Genomic DNA, 18,447 nt, shown 5'->3' with positions numbered 1-18,447 from the left:
GCGATAATGCCGCACAGCATCGCAAAAAATAGACACAAAAGTTTCAGAAGAGACATAAGAAACATAAGTTTTTTTAATTACAAGACAGAGGGTTAGTTTTATATACTTTTTTCCCTTCGTCCTCAACTTAAAATAACAAACTTATGTTTCTTATGTCTCTTCTGAAACTTTTGTATCTCCCGTTTAGAGCGGGTCTGTTCAATAATTATTGGTCAGGGTCGGGTTCATGTTGCGTGCCTTGGTCGGGAATGGAAACACCCACAACGACGACTCAGGGGCTATGCTGTATGTGCCATATTGCTGAAGGTCATGCGTAATGGTCTTTCGATACTTGTCCTCGGTGTTCCAACGCTTGCGGTCAAAGAAATTCTCAAACGTATTGACAAACTCTATGCTGCGGCACCTCTGATACAGCTCCATGGCATGCTCCTCGGTGACATTCTCCAAGGCTGAATACATCTCGGGCGAATAGACGCGCTTGAGACGCACAGCGTCAAGTTTGGCAAGTCCCTCCGTGATATGGCCGGTGCGTATCAGACACTCAGCGGCCACATAATACATCGACTCGGCCCTAAGCCCCCACACATTATAGCGTATGTCACCGCTCACAAACATCAGACACTCCGGAAAGACATACATGTTGTATATGTCAGACCATCCTTCCTGCGGATTATATATGCCGTCCTTGACAAAGTCGCCGTCCTCAAAGAGCGCGACGGTCTCGGGCGTGAGCACCACCAAATACATATCACCGAGATTAGAGGATGCATCACAATGGATGAGCATATAGTTGTTGTCGGACTCATATGACAGATTCCATATGCCGTCGGCTATGACCGACGAGCGGTCCTCGATTCTGTCGTTGACACTCAGAGCCTTGTTGGCATAGACCAGAGCCTCGTCATAACGTTTCATCTGGAAGAGTATGCGGGCGCGCACTCCGTAGCCGAAGTCGCTGCCGAAACGGTAGACCGTACCGACCGAGCCCTGCTTGAGATCGGCTATGACCTCGTCGCTGCAATCTGCAAGCATGCGGTCATAGACCTCGGCAACAGAGAGCTTCACTTTCTGTTCGGTGGTATTGATATTGTCGACATACGCAATACCCCCTTTGGCCGCTGCGGTTGCCTCGTCATACTGCTCGGCAAATACATTGACAGCCAGGAAGTGATACCACGCGCGCAACACCTTGGCCTCGGCGATGATGCGTCGGCGTGTGGCGTCGCTCCCGCTTGCGTCGGGTGCATTGGCTATGACGATGTTGAAGTTTTTCATCATCGAGTAGATAGACTGATACAAGTCCTCGCAATTACTGCCGTCGGTAAGATTGGCTCGGTCTACGCTCTCGTCACCTTTAAGGAGCGCGTAATTGAACGAATTGGTCTCGGTAAGCTGCTGGCCTATGGTGGGATAACCTGTGAGCTGTATGCCGCACAGCACCTCCATCTCAGTGGGGTTGGTAAATATCGTGAACCGCTGGTTGAGCAGGGTCTCGAGGTCATTAACATTAGAGAGTGTGGTCTGCCCTTTGGGCGTTATGTCAAGCTGGTCGTCACACGACGCGGCGGCTAACGCCATGACTCCCGACAGGGCTATCAATCCATATTTATTCATATGATTACATGCTGTTTAGAGATTAAAATATAGGCTCATCGTGTAGCTGCGCGGTGTGCGTAGTATATTGGAGCCGCTTGTAAAACTTACCGCCTCGGGGTCAAGACCGAGCGAGTTGCGTGCCCAGGTAAACACGTTGTTCATCTGCAGGCGCAGACGCAAGTCGCTGAGTCCGACAGCCCTGCACACCGCGGGCGAGAAATTGTAGCCCAACACGAGGCTGCGCAGTTTCATATAGTCGGCATGCTTGACATTCGACGCATAATAGGTGGTATGGCTCACTGTCGCATAGTCCGACCCTTTATATCCGTTACCCGGATAAGTGTCGTCGCCGCGCCAATAGTTAAGCATCTCAGAGTTGATGGAACCGAAACCCATGAAGGCCGTGTAGCCACATTCCGAGCCGGTGTCGCGTTCCCAACGCTCGGCTCCCGTGCGCATATAGTGGCCGGCATAGAAGTTAAACATGGCCTCGAGCGAAAAGCCGTTCCATGTTATCTGCGGCGTGAGGGCCCCGCTGATTTTGGGTGTCGTGGAGCCTGAATACACACAGTCGTCGATGGTGAGCTCCGACGCAACATTGCCTACGTGCAGATTTCCGTCCTTGTCCTCCCAGCCGGTGTAGTAGGTGCCGTCTTTCTCGACCATGCCACGGTCGCGGATTGAGAAGAGCGAGTTGAGCGGATAACCCTCGTGAAGACTGAAACTCAGATTCTCGGTGCCTGATGACGGATTGTGAAATATCTTCGTGACTTTGTTGGTGTTACATGCTATATTGAATCCGAGGTTGATGCCAAGGTCATTGCGCGACTTAGCCTCGAGTATATGACCGTTGAGCTGGAGCTCCACTCCGTGGTTGACCATATTGCCGGCATTGATTTTGAGTGTCTCGAATCCTGTGGTCATGTCGAGGTCGACATCGGTCAGGAGGTCCGAGCCCGACTTGTGGTAATAGTCAAGCGAGCCGCTGAGACGATAGCCCCAGAGTGCAAAATCGAGGCCAAGATTCCATGTGGCGGTCTTCTCCCAGCGCAACTGGTCGTTGGGCGGAGTCTGCACATTGCCCTGAGGCAGCTTGTTGACATAGTTGGACGTAATCGTAGCCACAAGATATGACGAGATTGACGAGTCAATATTACCCGTAAGGCCATAGCTGGCACGGAGCTTAAGGGCGTCGAGCCAGGTGTAGTCCTTCATGAACGCTTCGTTATGCGCGTTCCACGAGCCACCGACCGACCACAGCGGACGGCCGCGGAATTTCGGATCGGCTCCGAAAAGGTCACACTTGTCCACACGATAGCTGCCCGAGAGCGAGTAACGGCGGTCATAGACATAGTTGCCTGTAAAATACACTGAATAGAATCGATGGAGAACTTCGGGAAACTTTGAGGCCGGAGTGAAGAGAAAACTGCCCTGATAGCCGGCATAATCCGAGCCGAGCACGCCTGTATAGGTTTTGCCTATATAATTCCAGTCGGCACTGATGGTACTGTTGTTGAGTGTCTCTGGTGAGTAGCCATACACGAGATAATCCTCGCTCGATGTGTGGTTTTCACGAAATTCCATACCGGCGAGAGCGTCAATCTCATGAGGGCCGAAATCGCGGTTATAGCGTGTCTGCGCGCGGAATGTATAGTAAGCCGCCTGGCTTGAGGCCGACTTCTTGACACCACCGTCGGGTATATGGTGGGTGGCTGCCTTGCCATAGACCTTGCGCTCGCCTATGTGCTCGGGGCCTATCTCGGGATTGTTCATGTCGGCGATGATGTCGTCGATGCTCGTCCAGTCAAAATCGGGATTAGCCTCCCAACCTATATGCTTGGTCTCCACTGTGGTGGCGAAATTATAGAGCGTACGCATGTGATAGGAATCCGCGTCATACACTGTCTCGGTCTTTGAATAAATGTCCTCATACTGAAACTGAGCCTGGGCCGTCCAGCCGGGCAATATCTTGAAGAGCGCGTGGATATAGGAGCGGATATTGGTGTTACGATAGCGTGAGAAGTTGTAGTTCATCTCGTTGACGATATTGAAAGTCGGGTCCTTTAGCTCGTTAAGGGCGTCATTAAACACGCTCTCGCCAGGATATACTATACACTCCATGCCTGTGGGATTGCCCTGTGAGTCATAGGGCGATATGTAAGGCAGAAAAGAAGTGTTGGATAGGAAACGGTTGGAGTGGGTCTTGGAACGCGACGATATCATGTTGAGTCCAAGCGATATGTCGAGCCACTTTGCGGCCTTGATGTCGCCTTTGTATTTGAGGGTTATGGCGTCGGAGTGCTCTTTGCGCACACCCTTGTTGTCGCGTGAATAGTTGAGCACAATGCTCGAGTTGATCACCTTGCCCTGCATGCGTAGAGCGAGATTGTAATTCTGATTTATTTGGTTGCGGTCGTGCACACGCTCAAACTCATCCATGTAATTGTTGCCGCGATAGATGTCAAGCTGACGGTTCATGTCAGCATCCGACATCTCTCCGAGATGATTGGCGAGCAGCAGACGCGACACAGGTGACAGCATGCTCATCTTGCCTGTCCTGTAGCGCGATACAGCCGAGGCGAGATAGTCGGGATTGGGGTCGTTGAGCATGCCGTTGAAGTTAAGTAACTCGAGCTCCACGGCCTCGGCTCCGGTGGCATAGTGCATATTGGAGTAGTCATACTTCTCGCTGATGTTGAGGTCGGCGTTGAAATCGACTGTCAGACGCTCCTTCTTGGCGGTCTTGGTGGTAATGACAATCACGCCGGCCGACGCGCGTGCTCCATAGATGGCAGCGGCGGCCGCGTCCTTGAGCACCGTGATATTCTCCACGTCATAAGGATTGACCGACTTGAGGCCCCCCTCGATGGGCAGACCGTCGACCACTATGAGCGGTGAGTTCTGGGCCGAGAACGAGCCCTCACCGCGTATGACGATGCTCGACTCACCCTTCTCGGCTCCCACGAGGCCGGGCACCTTGCCCTCGAGGTTTGACACAAGGTTGCCAGTGAAACGCTTGTCGAGCTCATCGGCCGAGATGGTCTGATAGGAACCCGTGGCCGCCTCGCGCTTCATGGTCTGATAGCCTGTCACCACGACCTCATCCATCATAGTGGTCTTGTGTTGCAGACGCACCTGCAGAAACTTGTAGTCTTTCGGCACTTCCACGCGTGCCGTCTCCATGCCTATATAGGAGATGACGAGCACGGTGTTTTTCTTGTCGGAGAGTATCGAGAAGTTACCATCGGCATCGGTGGCCACCCCATGCGAAGTGCCCTCGATCATTACAGTCGCACCGGCCAACGGCTCGCCGTCACTGTCAAGGACAGCTCCTATGATGTTTCTCCGCTCGATTCGGGCTACTTTATCCGCCACGTTTCCGGAGGTCTGAGCCACGGCATATGCCGGCAGCCCAGTAGCCATAGTCATGGCAAGCAGATAGGCTAATTGTTTCGCTGTCATATTAAGATTTATGTGATAATGTGATTGTTTTGAGATTTGTTATCTGGTCATAAGGCTGTCAATCAGTTGCTTTATCGCCTCGTCGCTCTGCGGACGCGGAGCATCTATATCAGCAATGGTCATGTCGGGATTGATTATTATGAAGCGCGGTATGCTGGTGACTCCCATAGCTGTCATGAACTGCTGGCCGCTCTCACCGTTAAACACGTACTGCGGCCATTCGGGCGAATCCTGCTTGAGTTTCCTGTGCCATGCCTCGAGATCTTCGTCACACGAGATGGATATGCACACGATGCGGTCGTCACCCTTATAGTAATCGGCAATCTTCTCCATATAAGGTATCTGCGCGCAGCAGGGTCCGCACCATGTGGCCCACATGTCGATATAGGCCAGTTTGCCTCCACAGGCTTCTGTGAGGATCGTTCGGGAGCCATTGGGAGCGATGAGCACAGGGTCGCAGGGTATCATGTCGCCGTTTTTCGTGCGGCTCTCTATCTCGTTGACCCGCTTTTCGAGCACCTCGCGCTGATGGGCTGAAAGGCGATCGCCGAAGGCCGAAATATATGCTCGCAGTTCCTCGGCAGGACAATTGATGTTGAATATAAACTCCGAACATATGTTGTAAATCATACGTCGGTTGGCCGGATTGGTCACAAGCGAGTCGATTATCGCCTCGGCTCTGTCGACTGTCTCTGCTGGATTGCTGAAATCAAACGGTATGGTTGTCGCCGTCCAGTTGAAGAGCGCGCCCGTGCGACGCGAGGCGTCGGCGTTAGGATCAACGCGATTGAGCGAGTCGATTTCCTCGTTATACTTGCCACGGTTGTCAGGATTGTTATAGAATGCGTCAGCTCCGAGTATACCGGCCTTGGTGCGGCGATAAAACATCTCGCCGAGACTCCGGTAATAATCGCGCAGACTTTCGTCGGCAATCCCGGGCAGCAATGCCTCGGTGGTGCTACGTGCTTCATCTATCATACCCGTGTATTTGGCCGGGTCATAGGCTCCGTCGCGCTCCATTATATGCTTGTAACGGCGAGTGTCATAGCCCGAGAAGCAAGCGTTGAGCCAGCGGCTTTCCTCCCGGTTGTCACCATCAAAGGTCGCTTCACCGAGCGAGTCGATGGTGATGCTTGCCGACGCGCCGTTGTCAATACGCACTCCGTAGGTCGACCCGTTGACATAGAGCGTCAGGTCTGTGCCCTTGGGGATAGTTGGACTGTAGGTAAATCGGCCGAGCGAATCGGTGGAGAAATCTTCGAGATAGATATCTCCGTCTATGTCGTAATAAGCCGTGACCAATACGGAGTCATTTGTGGCTATCGTGCCCGTGAGCAACGGGACATCCTCCTTATGCGTGCATGACGCAAGCATAAACGGTAAAACTAAAAGAGCACTGATTGGTTTCATTTAAGATTTTATATAAAAATGGTGAATTTTGTTAAACATTAACACTCTGCACCCACAAAAATACTTAAATCTCAAATATAATTCCAATCAATATTCTCAGAATACGTACATTTAACATCCCGGCACTTTAACATACAATAAAAGCGACTGAATATCAATACATTCAGTCGCTTTACAAAAACATTCTAAAACGTAAATTCTGACAAATCACAACTCCCTGTCATCGTCATCGTCCCCTATACGAGTCTGCTCTTTGCGATAAGCGGCGGGAGTCATTCCGACGATATTGCGGAAAGTGGTGAAGAATACCGAAGATGACGAGAAACCAACATCGGCGGCTATCGCTTTGAGCGGCATATCACACTCGGGATCGCTTATCATCTCTATCGCCGCTCGCACGCGATACTCAGCCAACACTTGGGGAAACGACTTGCCGAAGGTACGGTTAATGGCCTGGGAGAGATAGGTGCGGTTGGTATGAAGCTCCTCGGCTATACTCCTGATGGAGATGCCGGGGTCGGTGTAGGCCTTGCGTTCCGACATCAGTTCGTTGAACCTCACCATGAGGTCTTCGATTTTATCCTTTGCAATAACCGCCGTGCAACTGCAACTCTTTCCGGACTCAGCCGACTCGGCTCGGGCCTGATCGAGAGCCTGGCGCAAGAGACGCTCCCTCACCATAGCCTCCTTTTCACGCGCCACAATCATGCGTATCAGGCTCTCCTTGCGACGGTAAAGATGCCACAGCAGACATATGACGGCCAACATGGCCACACCTATGGCGATGAGTATCATTATATATTTCTGACGTGTGTCAAGCTCCACCTCCTGACGCTCAAGCCTGGAGGTGTTGAGCAGCGACTCGTTTTCAAGACGATAACGGTGGAGCTTGACCACCTGTTCGCTCAGCCACAGGCTGTCAATGCCACGCTGATAGTTTTGCAGAAATTCCAATGCGTTATGATAATCACCAAGCCTCTCGTAACAGAATGACGTACCCGAATAAGCCTCGAAACGATAGGCCTTATATCCCGTAACGGCTATTATCCTCAATGCCTCCCGATAGGTGTCTATGGCTCCGGTATAATTGTCCAAGGCTGTCAGAGCATGTCCCTTATAAAGCAACATCCTGATACCCGAAAGCGGTGATGTCTCTGACAGACCGCCGCCAAGAGCCTTTTCAAACAGTGACTCCGCCCCTTTGTAATCACCTTTCGACATAAGATACCGGCCCTCGACGAGTTCTATCTCTCCCTCCGGCAGATAGCCGTGGGCAAGCTGTATGTCGCGGACTTTGCGAAGCAGGACAGGTATCTCGCCTCCATACTTGTAATTGTAACATGAGTAATGGGCCAATGCAAGCGCGCACCGCTGGATGATGCGCTTGTCACCGATGTTTCTCGATATGGTCAGGGCCTCTTCGACAAACCCGATGCCCGAGAAATCATGACGCCACAGATAAGCATCGGAGATATTGCACAGTATCTCGGCCGCCAACTGCTGCGAGCCCGACTCGCGGGCAGCCTTGAGGGCTGTATTGAATGAGTCGAGCCCGAGCCCGAAATCAATGTCAAAATTGATATAGCAGAGTCCAAGTTCATTGGTGGCCTCGGCCAGCTCGGCAACCATCGAATGGTCTTGGGCTATCGTGATGGCCTTACGTAGTTGGGCGACAGCCTCCGGACAATCGCCCTTATGTATATTGGCACGTCCCAGCAGCAACTTGGCGTGATAGCGGGCATTGATGCTGTCGGGATAGCTGCACCCTATGCTTTCGAGCCTGCGGGCTATGCCGATACAACCCTCGTAGTCATACAGGTCGAGATAAATCTGTCCGGCTCCGATGAGCGCGCCGATGTTGTCGGGATTATCTTTAAGCGTGGCGAGATACTGCGACATCCTTTTGACCGGAGTGTCGGCATGAATGGAGCCCGTGCCGACGAGCATCATCAGCAGGAGCGTAAACAGGTGTGATATGTGGAGGCGGTTATTCATCAATTATTGCAAAGGCGGCGGCGCGGCCGGCTGTGATGCGCGACGAGTAGTGGGCGTCGCTGTTGACTGCGAGGGGCAATCCGGCCGAGACGAGACGACGGATTACGTCGGGCGACGGGAACAGGCGCGGTTCATAGACGGCCTCTTGGGCTAGGGTGGATCCGACCGGTGCCGGATAGGCTTTGGTGTTGATTTCCACGATTATGTCGGTGGCACGCACGGCGTCGATCACATTGTCGATGTGACGTCTGTACCACGGCTCGTTCTCTATGCCGGGAGAGAAGGAGGAGGCGTTGAAGCCTATTTTGTCAAAGTGTCCGAGTATGTCAAAGCCCCCTTTCTCAATCATTGCGAGGGTGCGGGCGTAGAAGCTGTCGACCACATAGTGTATGTCGTTGTCAAAATGCTCGGCCATCTTGGCGCGGAAATTCTGGGGACGTCCGTCGACATCGACCTCACGCTCTCCGTCGGGTGTGGACACGAAGTGCACCGAACTGAGACGGTAATCAAGGGGAATGGTGTCAAAATAGGGATTGGTCGCGCCCCATCGGTCACCGAGATAGTCGATTTCCATGGAGAGATAGAGGTTGATGCGGCCTGCATATAACTCTTTGAGCCGTTGAAACTCGGCCACATAGTCGGGCACGACAAGTGCCGACATATTGCACGACGAGGGGAGCGGGATGGGCGAATGGGGCGTGAAACCGTAATGCTTCATGCCGCAGGCGAGGGCCTGCCCGGCCATGCGGGCCATAGACTCGCGCCCGTCGCAGAACTGGGTGTGGGAATGGAAGTTATAATCGCGTGTAGTGGATATTATTTCGTGTAAATTCATATATTATAAAAAAGGTTCATACAAGCGTTTAGGGATTGGAGCGCGCCTCACAAGCCGCCTCCAATCCCTAAACGTTGACCTTTAAACTCCAAATAAACTTTAAACTCTAAACTTTAAACTTTATTTAGTATTCAAAGGAGGATTGGCTATATTCTGACGCATGTTGGTATCCGACTCGATGTTTTTCATCTTATAGTAGTCCATGATACCGAGGTTGCCGTTGATGAAAGCCTGAGCCATGGCACGTGGCAGTTCGGCCTCGGCCTCGATGACCTTGGCGCGGGCCTCCTGGGCCTTGGCACGCATCTCTTGCTCGAGCGCGATGGCCATTGCGCGACGCTCCTCGGCCTTGGCCTGGGCAATGTTTTTGTCAGCCTGGGCCTGGTCTATCTGAAGGGCGGCACCGATGTTTTTGCCTATGTCGATGTCGGCGATGTCAATGGAGAGTATCTCGAAGGCTGTGCCCGAGTCAAGACCCTTGCGGAGCACAAGTTTGGAGATATTGTCGGGATTTTCAAGCACCTGCTTGTGGCTCTCTGACGAACCGATTGACGACACGATGCCCTCGCCTACACGGGCCAGCACAGTGTCCTCACCGGCACCGCCAACGAGCTGACGTATGTTGGCGCGCACAGTGACGCGGGCTATGGCTATGAGCTGGATACCGTCCTTGGCCACGGCTGTGACGTGGGGTGTCTCGATGACCTTGGGATTGACCGACATCTGCACGGCCTGAAACACATCGCGGCCGGCGAGGTCGATGGCGGTGGCCATCTTGAAACCGAGGTCGATATTGGCCTTGGAAGCCGACACGAGTGCGTGGACCACCTTCTCGACATTACCTCCGGCCAGATAGTGGGCCTCGAGGTCGTCGCGGTTCACATCGTTGAGTCCGGCCTTGTGGGCCTCGATAAGCGCGCGCACGATAATTGATGCGGGCACCTTACGGATGCGCATCAGAAACAATTGCATGAGCGAGATGTGCACACCGCTCACCCGCGCCGAAATCCATAGGAAAAACGGCACGTAATAGAAAAACACGCAAAGGCATATTATCAATGCCGCCGCAAGTAGCACTACTGTTGTAATTACCATAATATTAAAAGGTTAATCAAAAAGAATCAACTCTAAACTTTAAACTTCATACTCACATCACCTCCGCGCTCACCACCTGGTTGGAGATGTCAAGCAGATTGCGGCGAGAGGTCTCAAGCGACTTTTCGGCACCGAGTATCTCCTTGGCGAGCGACGTGTCACCGGCCGCATAGCGTCGGCGCATGTCCTCGAGAGTAGCGGCTGCCTTGTCGGCATACTCGCGCTCCTTCAGATAATTTTTCATGAGATTGCGAGCCATGGCCGAACGGAAATCGCTCAGACGGTGCATGACCCTACCGTCGGGAAGAGCGAAATCAAACTCGCGCGAGGGACCTGTGCGACGCGACTCGGCTGCCTTCTCGATGCGCTTCTTCACCTCGGCATAATCGGCACCCTCGGCCCACGTGTCGGCTATGGAGCTGACCTTGGCATAACCGGTCAGTCCTGGAGTATCGGAATCATAGTTGTTGCGGAGCTCCTGCGGGATGAAAGTATAGACCGTCACCATGTCGGGAACTCCGTTGCGGTCGGTGACCCACCAGCCGATACCGTTTTGCTCGTCAATGGCATAGAGATAGTCGTTGTAAGGCGAATTGTAGGGCATGCCTATATTGGAAGGCTGGAGAAATCCGTCCTCGTCGCGGCGCGAGATGAAGATGTCGAGATTACCAAGAGACTCCTCGCCGTCGGCGGCAAAATAGAGTGTGGTGCCGTCGGCCATTAGGAATGGATATGACACGACCGAGCCGTTGTCGGAGCCGAATATGCCTTTGTAGTCAAACAGGCGGCGCGGCGAGTCCCAACTGTCGTCGGCAAGACGCGACGACTCATACATCGACGAACTGCCGTCGGCGTTGAGCCCGACCCATATCATGTCGTCGCCCGACTCGGTGAGATAGGCCGGCGAACCTATGTCGTCGATGCCGAGACGGTCGAGGTCATCGACCGTGACTATGTGGCTCGTGACGTCACCGCTCTGCAGCGAACCGGCACTGCGGGCTATCTTGACAAACTCGAAAAATTCCTCGGCCGGGACATTGATGCTGTCGATAATCTGTATCTTCTCCACGCGGTCGAGCATCGAACGGCCCAGGTCGATACGGGCCGAGAGATATTCGGCCCAGTCGACTGGCTCGGTGCCGATGCCGTAGGTGTAGTTGCGGTCTCTGTCGGCCTCGGCGTCGGTGCGCTTGTCGATATACTTGTCAATGTATGTGCGTGCACTGTCAAAATCATAAAGATAATAGGAGGCCTCGGCTGCACCGAGGTTGCCGGCGTTGCCACCTTTCATATAATAGGGTATCGACTCGGCATAGCGTCCAGCCCCTTTAAGCGCGTCGCCGGCGGCACGGTTGAGAGCCTGGTTGCGCGGGGCTTTTTTTGCGGCCTCGACGGCAGCAGTTACCTCGGCCGGGAGGCTCTGCTGAGCAAAAAGTGTCCCTGCCGACAACATCAATGCCGGCAAGGACGCCAAGAGTATTCTACGGGTAGATAATATCATACGTTGTTTTATCCATTCAAGTCGCGGGCTGTATCATCCGAGACACAGACCCCGCTTCAGACATTTCATGAAAGAGCCTCGTGCATGGCACCGGCGGCACGGCGGCCGTCGCCCATGGCGAGAATCACGGTGGCCCCTCCGCGCACTATGTCACCGCCGGCATAGAGGTCGGCGAGCGATGACTGCATGGTGGCGTCGTTAACCACGATGGTGCCTCGGCGCGACACTTCAAGCGCGCTGATGGCATGGGGGATGAGGGGATTGGGCGACACACCGACACTCACTATCACAAGGTCGACGGGTATCTCCTCGACGGCTCCGGGGATAGGTTGCGGCGAGCGGCGTCCCGACTCGTCAGGCTCGCCAAGCTCCATGCGCTGCACCTTCATGGCACACACACGGCCCTTGTCGTCGGCCAGATATTCGACGGGATTGCAGAGGGTCATGAACTGCACGCCCTCTTCCTTGGCATGCTCCACCTCCTCGATGCGCGCGGGCATCTCGGCCTCGCTGCGACGATAGACTATCATCGCGGCCTCGGCACCCTGACGGCGCGCGGTGCGCACGGAGTCCATGGCGGTGTTGCCGCCTCCGATGACGGCCACGCGGCGACCCTTGAGCACGGGGGTATCCTCGCCGGGGCGTCCGGCACCCATAAGGTTGATGCGGGTGAGATATTCGTTGCTCGACATGACTCCGATATAGTTTTCACCGGGTATGCCCATGAAGCGGGGAAGTCCGGCACCCGAGGCGACAAAGATGCCTTTATAGCCGAGTGCGTGAAGGTCGTCATAGGAGAGGGTCTTGCCTACGACGCAATCCTTGACAAACTTCACTCCAAGAGCGCGCAGGCCGTCAATCTCAGCCTCGACCACGCTGTTGGGGAGTCGGAACTCGGGGATGCCATACTTGAGCACTCCGCCTATCTCGTGAAGAGCCTCGTAGACGGTGACGTCATAGCCGCGCTTGATCATATCGCCGGCAAAGGAGAGCCCGGCGGGGCCTGAGCCGACCACCGCTACCTTGATGCCGTTGGGGGCGGGACGCTCCACCGCGACTGGGTTGACGGCATGCTCCTCGCGCTCGAAGTCGGCTGCGAAACGCTCGAGGTAACCGATGGCTACGGGCGACTTCTTCATCTTGTTGTATATACACTTTGACTCACACTGCTTCTCCTGGGGACACACACGGCCACACACGGCGGGAAGCGCGCTGGTCATCTTGAGCACCGAGGCAGCCTGAAGAAACTCGCCGCGCTCGATGTTTTTGACAAAGCCGGGGATGTTGATGGACACAGGGCAGCCCTGCATACACTGCGGGTCGGGGCAGTCGAGACAACGCGAGGCCTCGAGCACGGCCTGCTCGGCCGAGAGGCCGCGGTTGACCTCTTCATTGCATGTGATACGATAGTCGGCCGGAAGCATGGGCATGGTCACGCGGGGTGTGGCCGAACGCTCTTTGGCACTTTTCTCACTGCGAAGAGCCACACGCCAGGCTGCATCGCGATTCATATCCTGATTCATTTCTTCTGTGTGTCAAGGTTATAACTCTTCATTCTCATCATCATCTCGTCAAAGTCGACCTTATGGGCGTCAAACTCCGGACCGTCGATGCATACAAAGCGGGTCTTGCCGTCGACCGTCACGCGACAGGCTCCGCACATGCCGGTGCCGTCGACCATGATGGTGTTGAGCGAACACATGGTGGGCACCTCGTATTTCTTGGTGGTGAGAGCCACAAACTTCATCATCACGGCGGGTCCGATGGCCACTACGAGGTCTACCTTCTCGCGCTGCATGACTTCCTCGACTCCGGCAGTCACAAGCCCTTGGCGTCCGGCCGAGCCGTCGTCGGTCATGATGATTACCTCGTCGCTGTAACGGGCCACCTCGTCCTGAAGGATTATCAGGTCGGCATTGCGGGCCGCGAGGATGGAGATGACGCGGTTGCCGGCCTCCTTCATCGCCTTGATGATGGGGAGCAGCGGTGCCACACCGACACCTCCGCCGCAGCATACCACTGTACCGTATTTCTCGATGTGCGTAGCCTGTCCGAGAGGACCTACGACGTCGGTGAGCTCGTCGCCCGGCTCGAGCGCGCAGATTTTGGCGGTCGAGACGCCTACTTCCTGCACTACAAGAGTGATGGTGCCACGCTCAACGTCGGCATCGGCTATAGTGAGCGGTATGCGCTCTCCTCCTTCGCCTGTACGCACTATTACGAAATGGCCCGCACGACGTGCAAGCGCGATCATTGGAGCCTCGACCACGAGTTTGACCACGTGTTCCGAAAAGTGCTCCTTGGATAAAATCTTATTCATGGTTTAAAGATGAACGAATGTACGGTTAAGTGATGCGCAAAGATACAATAAGTTATCAAAATATCTACAAAATCGAGTCAAAAAAAGAGCTACCCGACACAACGCAGGGAGATATGGAAAGACATAAGCCTCAAAAGAGACAAAAGTTTTTATTTCAACGACAACACCATGTCGCATGAAATAAAAACTTTTGTTTCTTTTAAGACTTATGTCAATGTCTGTCCTGGGAAAATCAGAATTCAGCCTTGCCCGGGGTGCGGGGGAAGGGAATCACGTCGCGGATGTTGGTCATGCCGGTGACGAAGAGCACAAGACGCTCAAATCCGAGACCGAAGCCCGAGTGAGGCACGGTGCCGAAACGGCGTGTGTCAAGATACCACCACATGTCCTTCATGGGAATGTCGAGCTCCTCGATGCGGTTGAGCAGCTTGTCATAGTTTTCCTCGCGCTCCGAGCCGCCGATAATCTCGCCGATGTTGGGGAAGAGGACGTCCATGGCGCGGACAGTCTTGCCGTCCTCGTTCTGCTTCATGTAGAAGGCCTTGATTTCCTTGGGATAGTCGGTAAGAATAACGGGTTTCTTGAAGTGCTCCTCGACGAGATAACGCTCGTGCTCGCTCTGGAGGTCGGTGCCCCAGTGGACGGGGAACTCAAACTTGCGTCCCGACTCCTCGAGTATCTTCACACCCTCGGTGTAGGTGAGGCGCACGAAGTCGTTGTCGACCACAAAGCGCAGACGCTCCTCAAGCTCCTTGTCGAAGCGTTCGGAGAGGAAGCGGATGTCGTCGATGTTGTGCTCGAGAGCGTAGTTGATACAATATTTCACAAACTCCTCGGCAAGATCCATGTTGTCGGAGATGTCATAGAAGGCCATCTCGGGCTCAATCATCCAGAACTCGGAGAGGTGACGGGGAGTGTTGGAGTTTTCGGCACGGAATGTGGGGCCGAAGGTGTAGATTTGGCCAAGGGCGGTGGCTCCGAGCTCGCCCTCGAGCTGACCCGAAACGGTGAGCGCGGTGGGCTTGGCATAGAAATCCTTGGAGTAGTCGACCTTGCCCTCCTCGTCCTTGGGAAGATTGTTGAGGTCGAGTGTTGTCACCTGAAACATGGCTCCGGCACCCTCGCAGTCACTGGCTGTGATGAGGGGGGTGTGGAAATAATAGAAGCCGCGCTCGTTGAAGAACTTATGGATAGCGAAGGCCAGCGAGCTGCGTATGCGCAGCACCGAGCCGAAAAAGTTGGTGCGGGGACGCAGATGGGCTATCTCGCGCAGAAATTCGAGCGAGTGGCCTTTTTTCTGCAGAGGATATGAGGCGGGGTCGGCTGTGCCGTAAAGCTCGATTGTTTCGGCCTGAATCTCGGAGGTCTGGCCCTTGCCCATCGACTCGACGAGCTTGCCGGTGACACGCACGCTCGAGCCGGTGGTCACAGGCTTGAGCTGCTCGTCGGTGAAGCGGGTCATGTCGAGCACGACCTGGATATTATTGACCGAGGAGCCATCGTTGAGCTGTACGAACTGCACGTGTTTGTTGCCTCGGCGGGTGCGCACCCAGCCTTTGGCCTCGACCTCCGTGCCCATGAGCTCGGGGGTCGAGAGAAGGTCCTTGACGGTGGTTTTCTTCATAATGATTGGATAAGTGTATGTGTTTTATTCAAACGAACCCATCTTGAGGTAGTTGACCTCGTCCTGGGTGAGATAACGCCAGCGACCGCGGGGGAGGTTCTTCTTGGTGAGACCTGCGAAGTAGACGCGGTCGAGCTTAGTCACATGATAGCCGAGACTCTCGAAGATGCGGCGCACGATGCGGTTGCGTCCGGAGTGAATCTCGATGCCGGCCTGGTTGCGGTCGGTCTCGGTGGCATATGATATGGCGTCGGCGTGTATGGGGCCGTCCTCAAGCTCGATGCCGTCGGCTATGCGCTGCATGTCGTCCTCGGCGATGTCGTGGTCGGTCCATACGTGATAAATCTTTTTCTTTACAAACTTGGGGTGTGTGAGCTTGGAAGCAAGGTCGCCGTCGTTGGTGAGCAGGAGCACACCGGTGGTGTTGCGGTCGAGACGACCTACGGGATAGATGCGTTCCTCACACGCGCCCTTGACGAGATCCATGACGGTGAGACGTCCGTTGGGGTCGTCGCTCGTGGTGACACAGTCTTTGGGCTTGTTGAGAAGTATGTAGCACTTCTTCTCGAGGGTCACCACCTTGCCGTCATACTCCACGACATCGCTGTGGCTGATCTTGGTGCCGAGCTCGGTGACTACCTCGCCGTTGACCTTGATGAGACCCTTGAGGATGTATTCGTCGGCTTCGCGGCGCGAGCAGAGTCCAGCGTTGGCCATGAACTTATTGAGACGAAGCTGTTCATTGGGATCGGGCAGCGGAGTCTCGTACTCGATGCGCTTGGGACGCGGGGTGAAACTGCGTCCGCCCTGGGGCATGCCATACTGGTTCTGACGGGGACCTTTGTTCTGATAGCCGCCCTGACGGTTGTTCTGATAGCCACCCTGGCGGTTGTTCTGGTAGCCGCCCTGACGGTTGTTCTGATAGCCGCCCTGCTGACGGGGCTGATAGCCACCCTGCTGACGGGGCTGGTAACCACCCTGCTGACGGGGCTGGTAGCCACCCTGCTGACGGGGCTGATAGCCGCCCTGCTGACGGGGCTGGTAACCGCCCTGCTGACGGTTGTAATTGTTGCGGGGCTGATAGCCGCCCTGACGGTTATAGTTATTGCGGGGCTGATAGCCGGTGGCAGGAGCTGAGTTTTCGCTCTGCTCTGAGTCGGTCACCGCACTGTCGGAGGTGTGGCCTTCGGTCTGGGGCACATGGGGACGGGGCTGATAGCCACCCTGCTGACGGGGCTGATAGCCGCCCTGATTGCCGTAGCGGTTGTTCTGATAGCCACCCTGATTGCCATAGCGGTTGTTCTGATAGCCGCCCTGGCGGTTATAGTTGTTGCGGGGCTGATAAGGTCTCTGCTGGCGGTCGCCATATGACTGGGAGCTGTAAGTGTTCTGTGACTGTCCCTCTGAGTTGCCTTCAGCCGAAGCTGCATAATCGTTTGATGAGTTGTCGCGTACGCCACCGTCATGCGAATCTACGGTGTAAGGGCGCGCACCGATGCGGGGTCTTTTACCTTTCTTTTCGTTGCTGTCCATAATAGTTCTTTAGAATTGGATGTGAAGTGATTCTTTTTTACCGGCCTCGCGGCTGGTCGGGAATTGTTATTACTGAATAATGTAATTTTTGAAAATTTGGGTGAATGTTATGATTTTTTATATTGTAGAAACGATTTACTTCTTATTATTGTTGAATTGTCAATGTCATTATGCCAATCTTTGGCGCAAAGTTAATAATTTGTGCGAGATAACACAATATTACTATGTAAGCATACAAGGTCGGTTTTTCTAAAATAATGTTAAAACAGGCATCTGTATTTTAAACTAATCCCTATTCATGGTGTCTTTATAATAAACCGACCGCCTGACGGCAAAACGGAACGAACGAACAAATAGATAAAAAACAGACAACAATACGAACAAAAGAACGAACACAATGAAAAAGAAAATTTTAAGCATCGCACTCGTACTCGCCGGCCTCATGGGCTCTTCAGCTATGGCCCAGTCACCCTCGACCACCCAGCAGGCCACTCAGACTGTGGCCTCCGCGCCCAATGCCAAGAAGATGGCCAATCCGTTTGAGGGACTGAATCTCTCGGAGAAGCAGCAGGCCGAACTGAAGGCTCTGCGCGAGGGATGCAAGGCCGAACGTCAGAAGATAGCCGAGAAGGAACGCGCTGAAAAGAAAGAGATGAAGGAGCAGCGCAAAAAGGATACTAAAGAGTATCTCGCAAAGGTCAAGGAAATACTTACTCCCGACCAGTATGTGCAGTTTCTTGAGAATGCCTATCTGAATCAGGGCGGCCGCCCGTTTGGCTCACCCCGTGGTGGCAAGCAGAGCATGCGCCAGACAAGAAACGGCAAGCAGGCAGGTCAGCGCGCCCAGAAGGGTCAGCGCGCCCAGCGCACCAATGCTTCGCTCCCCACTCAGAACGCCGCTATGTAACGGCCGGAGCGCAAGAGGTTAAGATAAATAACGTGAGTTCGATATAAGCAATCAGAACAAAGTTAGCTGGTTATCTGTCACAAACTCCAAAGAGATAGACGGTTTCTTTGGGAAAAAGCAGTAAGCAGCGATAGCACTCAAGGCATTGGTGATAAAATTAGCGAAAGAC

Annotated in this window: 12 protein-coding genes and 1 pseudogene; 1 reads left to right on the top strand and 12 read right to left on the bottom strand. The window is 54.1% G+C overall.

Going from position 1 to position 18,447, the window contains the following annotated elements:
* Window positions 1-198: 198 nt before the first annotated feature.
* From QGT73_RS12240 to QGT73_RS12190, 11 genes are all read right to left on the bottom strand, one after another.
* Entirely contained in the window at window positions 199-1,614 is a 1,416-nt protein-coding gene (locus QGT73_RS12240) for a RagB/SusD family nutrient uptake outer membrane protein (protein WP_280122575.1), read from the bottom strand.
* 15 nt (window positions 1,615-1,629) lie between these two features.
* The gene (locus tag QGT73_RS12235) at window positions 1,630-5,058 is read right to left on the bottom strand and encodes a SusC/RagA family TonB-linked outer membrane protein (RefSeq protein ID WP_280122574.1); all 3,429 of its coding nucleotides are present in this window, start codon (window positions 5,056-5,058) and stop codon (window positions 1,630-1,632) included.
* Between the two features lie 39 nt (window positions 5,059-5,097).
* Entirely contained in the window at window positions 5,098-6,468 is a 1,371-nt protein-coding gene (locus QGT73_RS12230; protein WP_280122573.1) for a TlpA family protein disulfide reductase, read from the bottom strand.
* Window positions 6,469-6,675: 207 nt separating this feature from the next.
* Complete coding sequence (locus QGT73_RS12225) at window positions 6,676-8,463, bottom strand: helix-turn-helix domain-containing protein (protein ID WP_280122572.1); 1,788 nt, start codon at window positions 8,461-8,463, stop codon at window positions 6,676-6,678.
* Window positions 8,456-9,298, bottom strand: coding sequence for a histidinol-phosphatase (locus QGT73_RS12220; RefSeq protein WP_280122571.1), 843 nt, complete (start codon window positions 9,296-9,298; stop codon window positions 8,456-8,458). Before QGT73_RS12220 ends, QGT73_RS12225 begins: the two co-directional genes overlap by 8 nt.
* 120 nt (window positions 9,299-9,418) lie before the next feature.
* Window positions 9,419-10,393 (bottom strand): flotillin-like protein FloA, encoded by a 975-nt coding sequence (gene floA / locus QGT73_RS12215; RefSeq protein ID WP_280122570.1) that lies wholly within the window; start codon window positions 10,391-10,393, stop codon window positions 9,419-9,421.
* A 52-nt stretch (window positions 10,394-10,445) separates the two neighbouring features.
* On the bottom strand, window positions 10,446-11,894 hold the full coding sequence (locus QGT73_RS12210; protein WP_280122569.1) for a hypothetical protein: 1,449 nt from the start codon (window positions 11,892-11,894) through the stop codon (window positions 10,446-10,448).
* A gap of 65 nt (window positions 11,895-11,959) precedes the next feature.
* The gene (gene gltA, locus QGT73_RS12205) at window positions 11,960-13,417 is read right to left on the bottom strand and encodes an NADPH-dependent glutamate synthase (RefSeq protein WP_280122568.1); all 1,458 of its coding nucleotides are present in this window, start codon (window positions 13,415-13,417) and stop codon (window positions 11,960-11,962) included.
* A complete protein-coding gene (locus tag QGT73_RS12200) occupies window positions 13,414-14,214 on the bottom strand; it encodes a sulfide/dihydroorotate dehydrogenase-like FAD/NAD-binding protein (protein WP_280122567.1) in 801 nt (266 codons plus the stop codon). The genes gltA and QGT73_RS12200 overlap by 4 nt, the downstream gene beginning before the upstream one ends.
* 232 nt (window positions 14,215-14,446) lie before the next feature.
* Entirely contained in the window at window positions 14,447-15,838 is a 1,392-nt protein-coding gene (asnS, locus tag QGT73_RS12195; RefSeq protein WP_280122566.1) for an asparagine--tRNA ligase, read from the bottom strand.
* A gap of 24 nt (window positions 15,839-15,862) precedes the next feature.
* Window positions 15,863-17,371, bottom strand: a complete 1,509-nt coding sequence (locus QGT73_RS12190; RefSeq protein ID WP_280122565.1) for a pseudouridine synthase — start codon at window positions 17,369-17,371, stop codon at window positions 15,863-15,865.
* A gap of 397 nt (window positions 17,372-17,768) precedes the next feature.
* On the opposite strand from QGT73_RS12190, the gene QGT73_RS12185 reads away from it, so the two are divergent.
* Window positions 17,769-18,278, top strand: coding sequence for a hypothetical protein (locus tag QGT73_RS12185; protein WP_280122564.1), 510 nt, complete (start codon window positions 17,769-17,771; stop codon window positions 18,276-18,278).
* Between the two features lie 51 nt (window positions 18,279-18,329).
* Here the strand turns inward: QGT73_RS12185 and QGT73_RS12180 are convergent.
* Window positions 18,330-18,447: pseudogene (locus QGT73_RS12180) on the bottom strand (IS982 family transposase); the annotation flags it as partial.

Origin of the sequence: Duncaniella muricolitica, from assembly GCF_910574735.1 — a bacterium.
GTDB lineage: Bacteria > Bacteroidota > Bacteroidia > Bacteroidales > Muribaculaceae > Duncaniella > Duncaniella muricolitica.
This window is presented reverse-complemented; position numbering and strand designations above follow the sequence as displayed.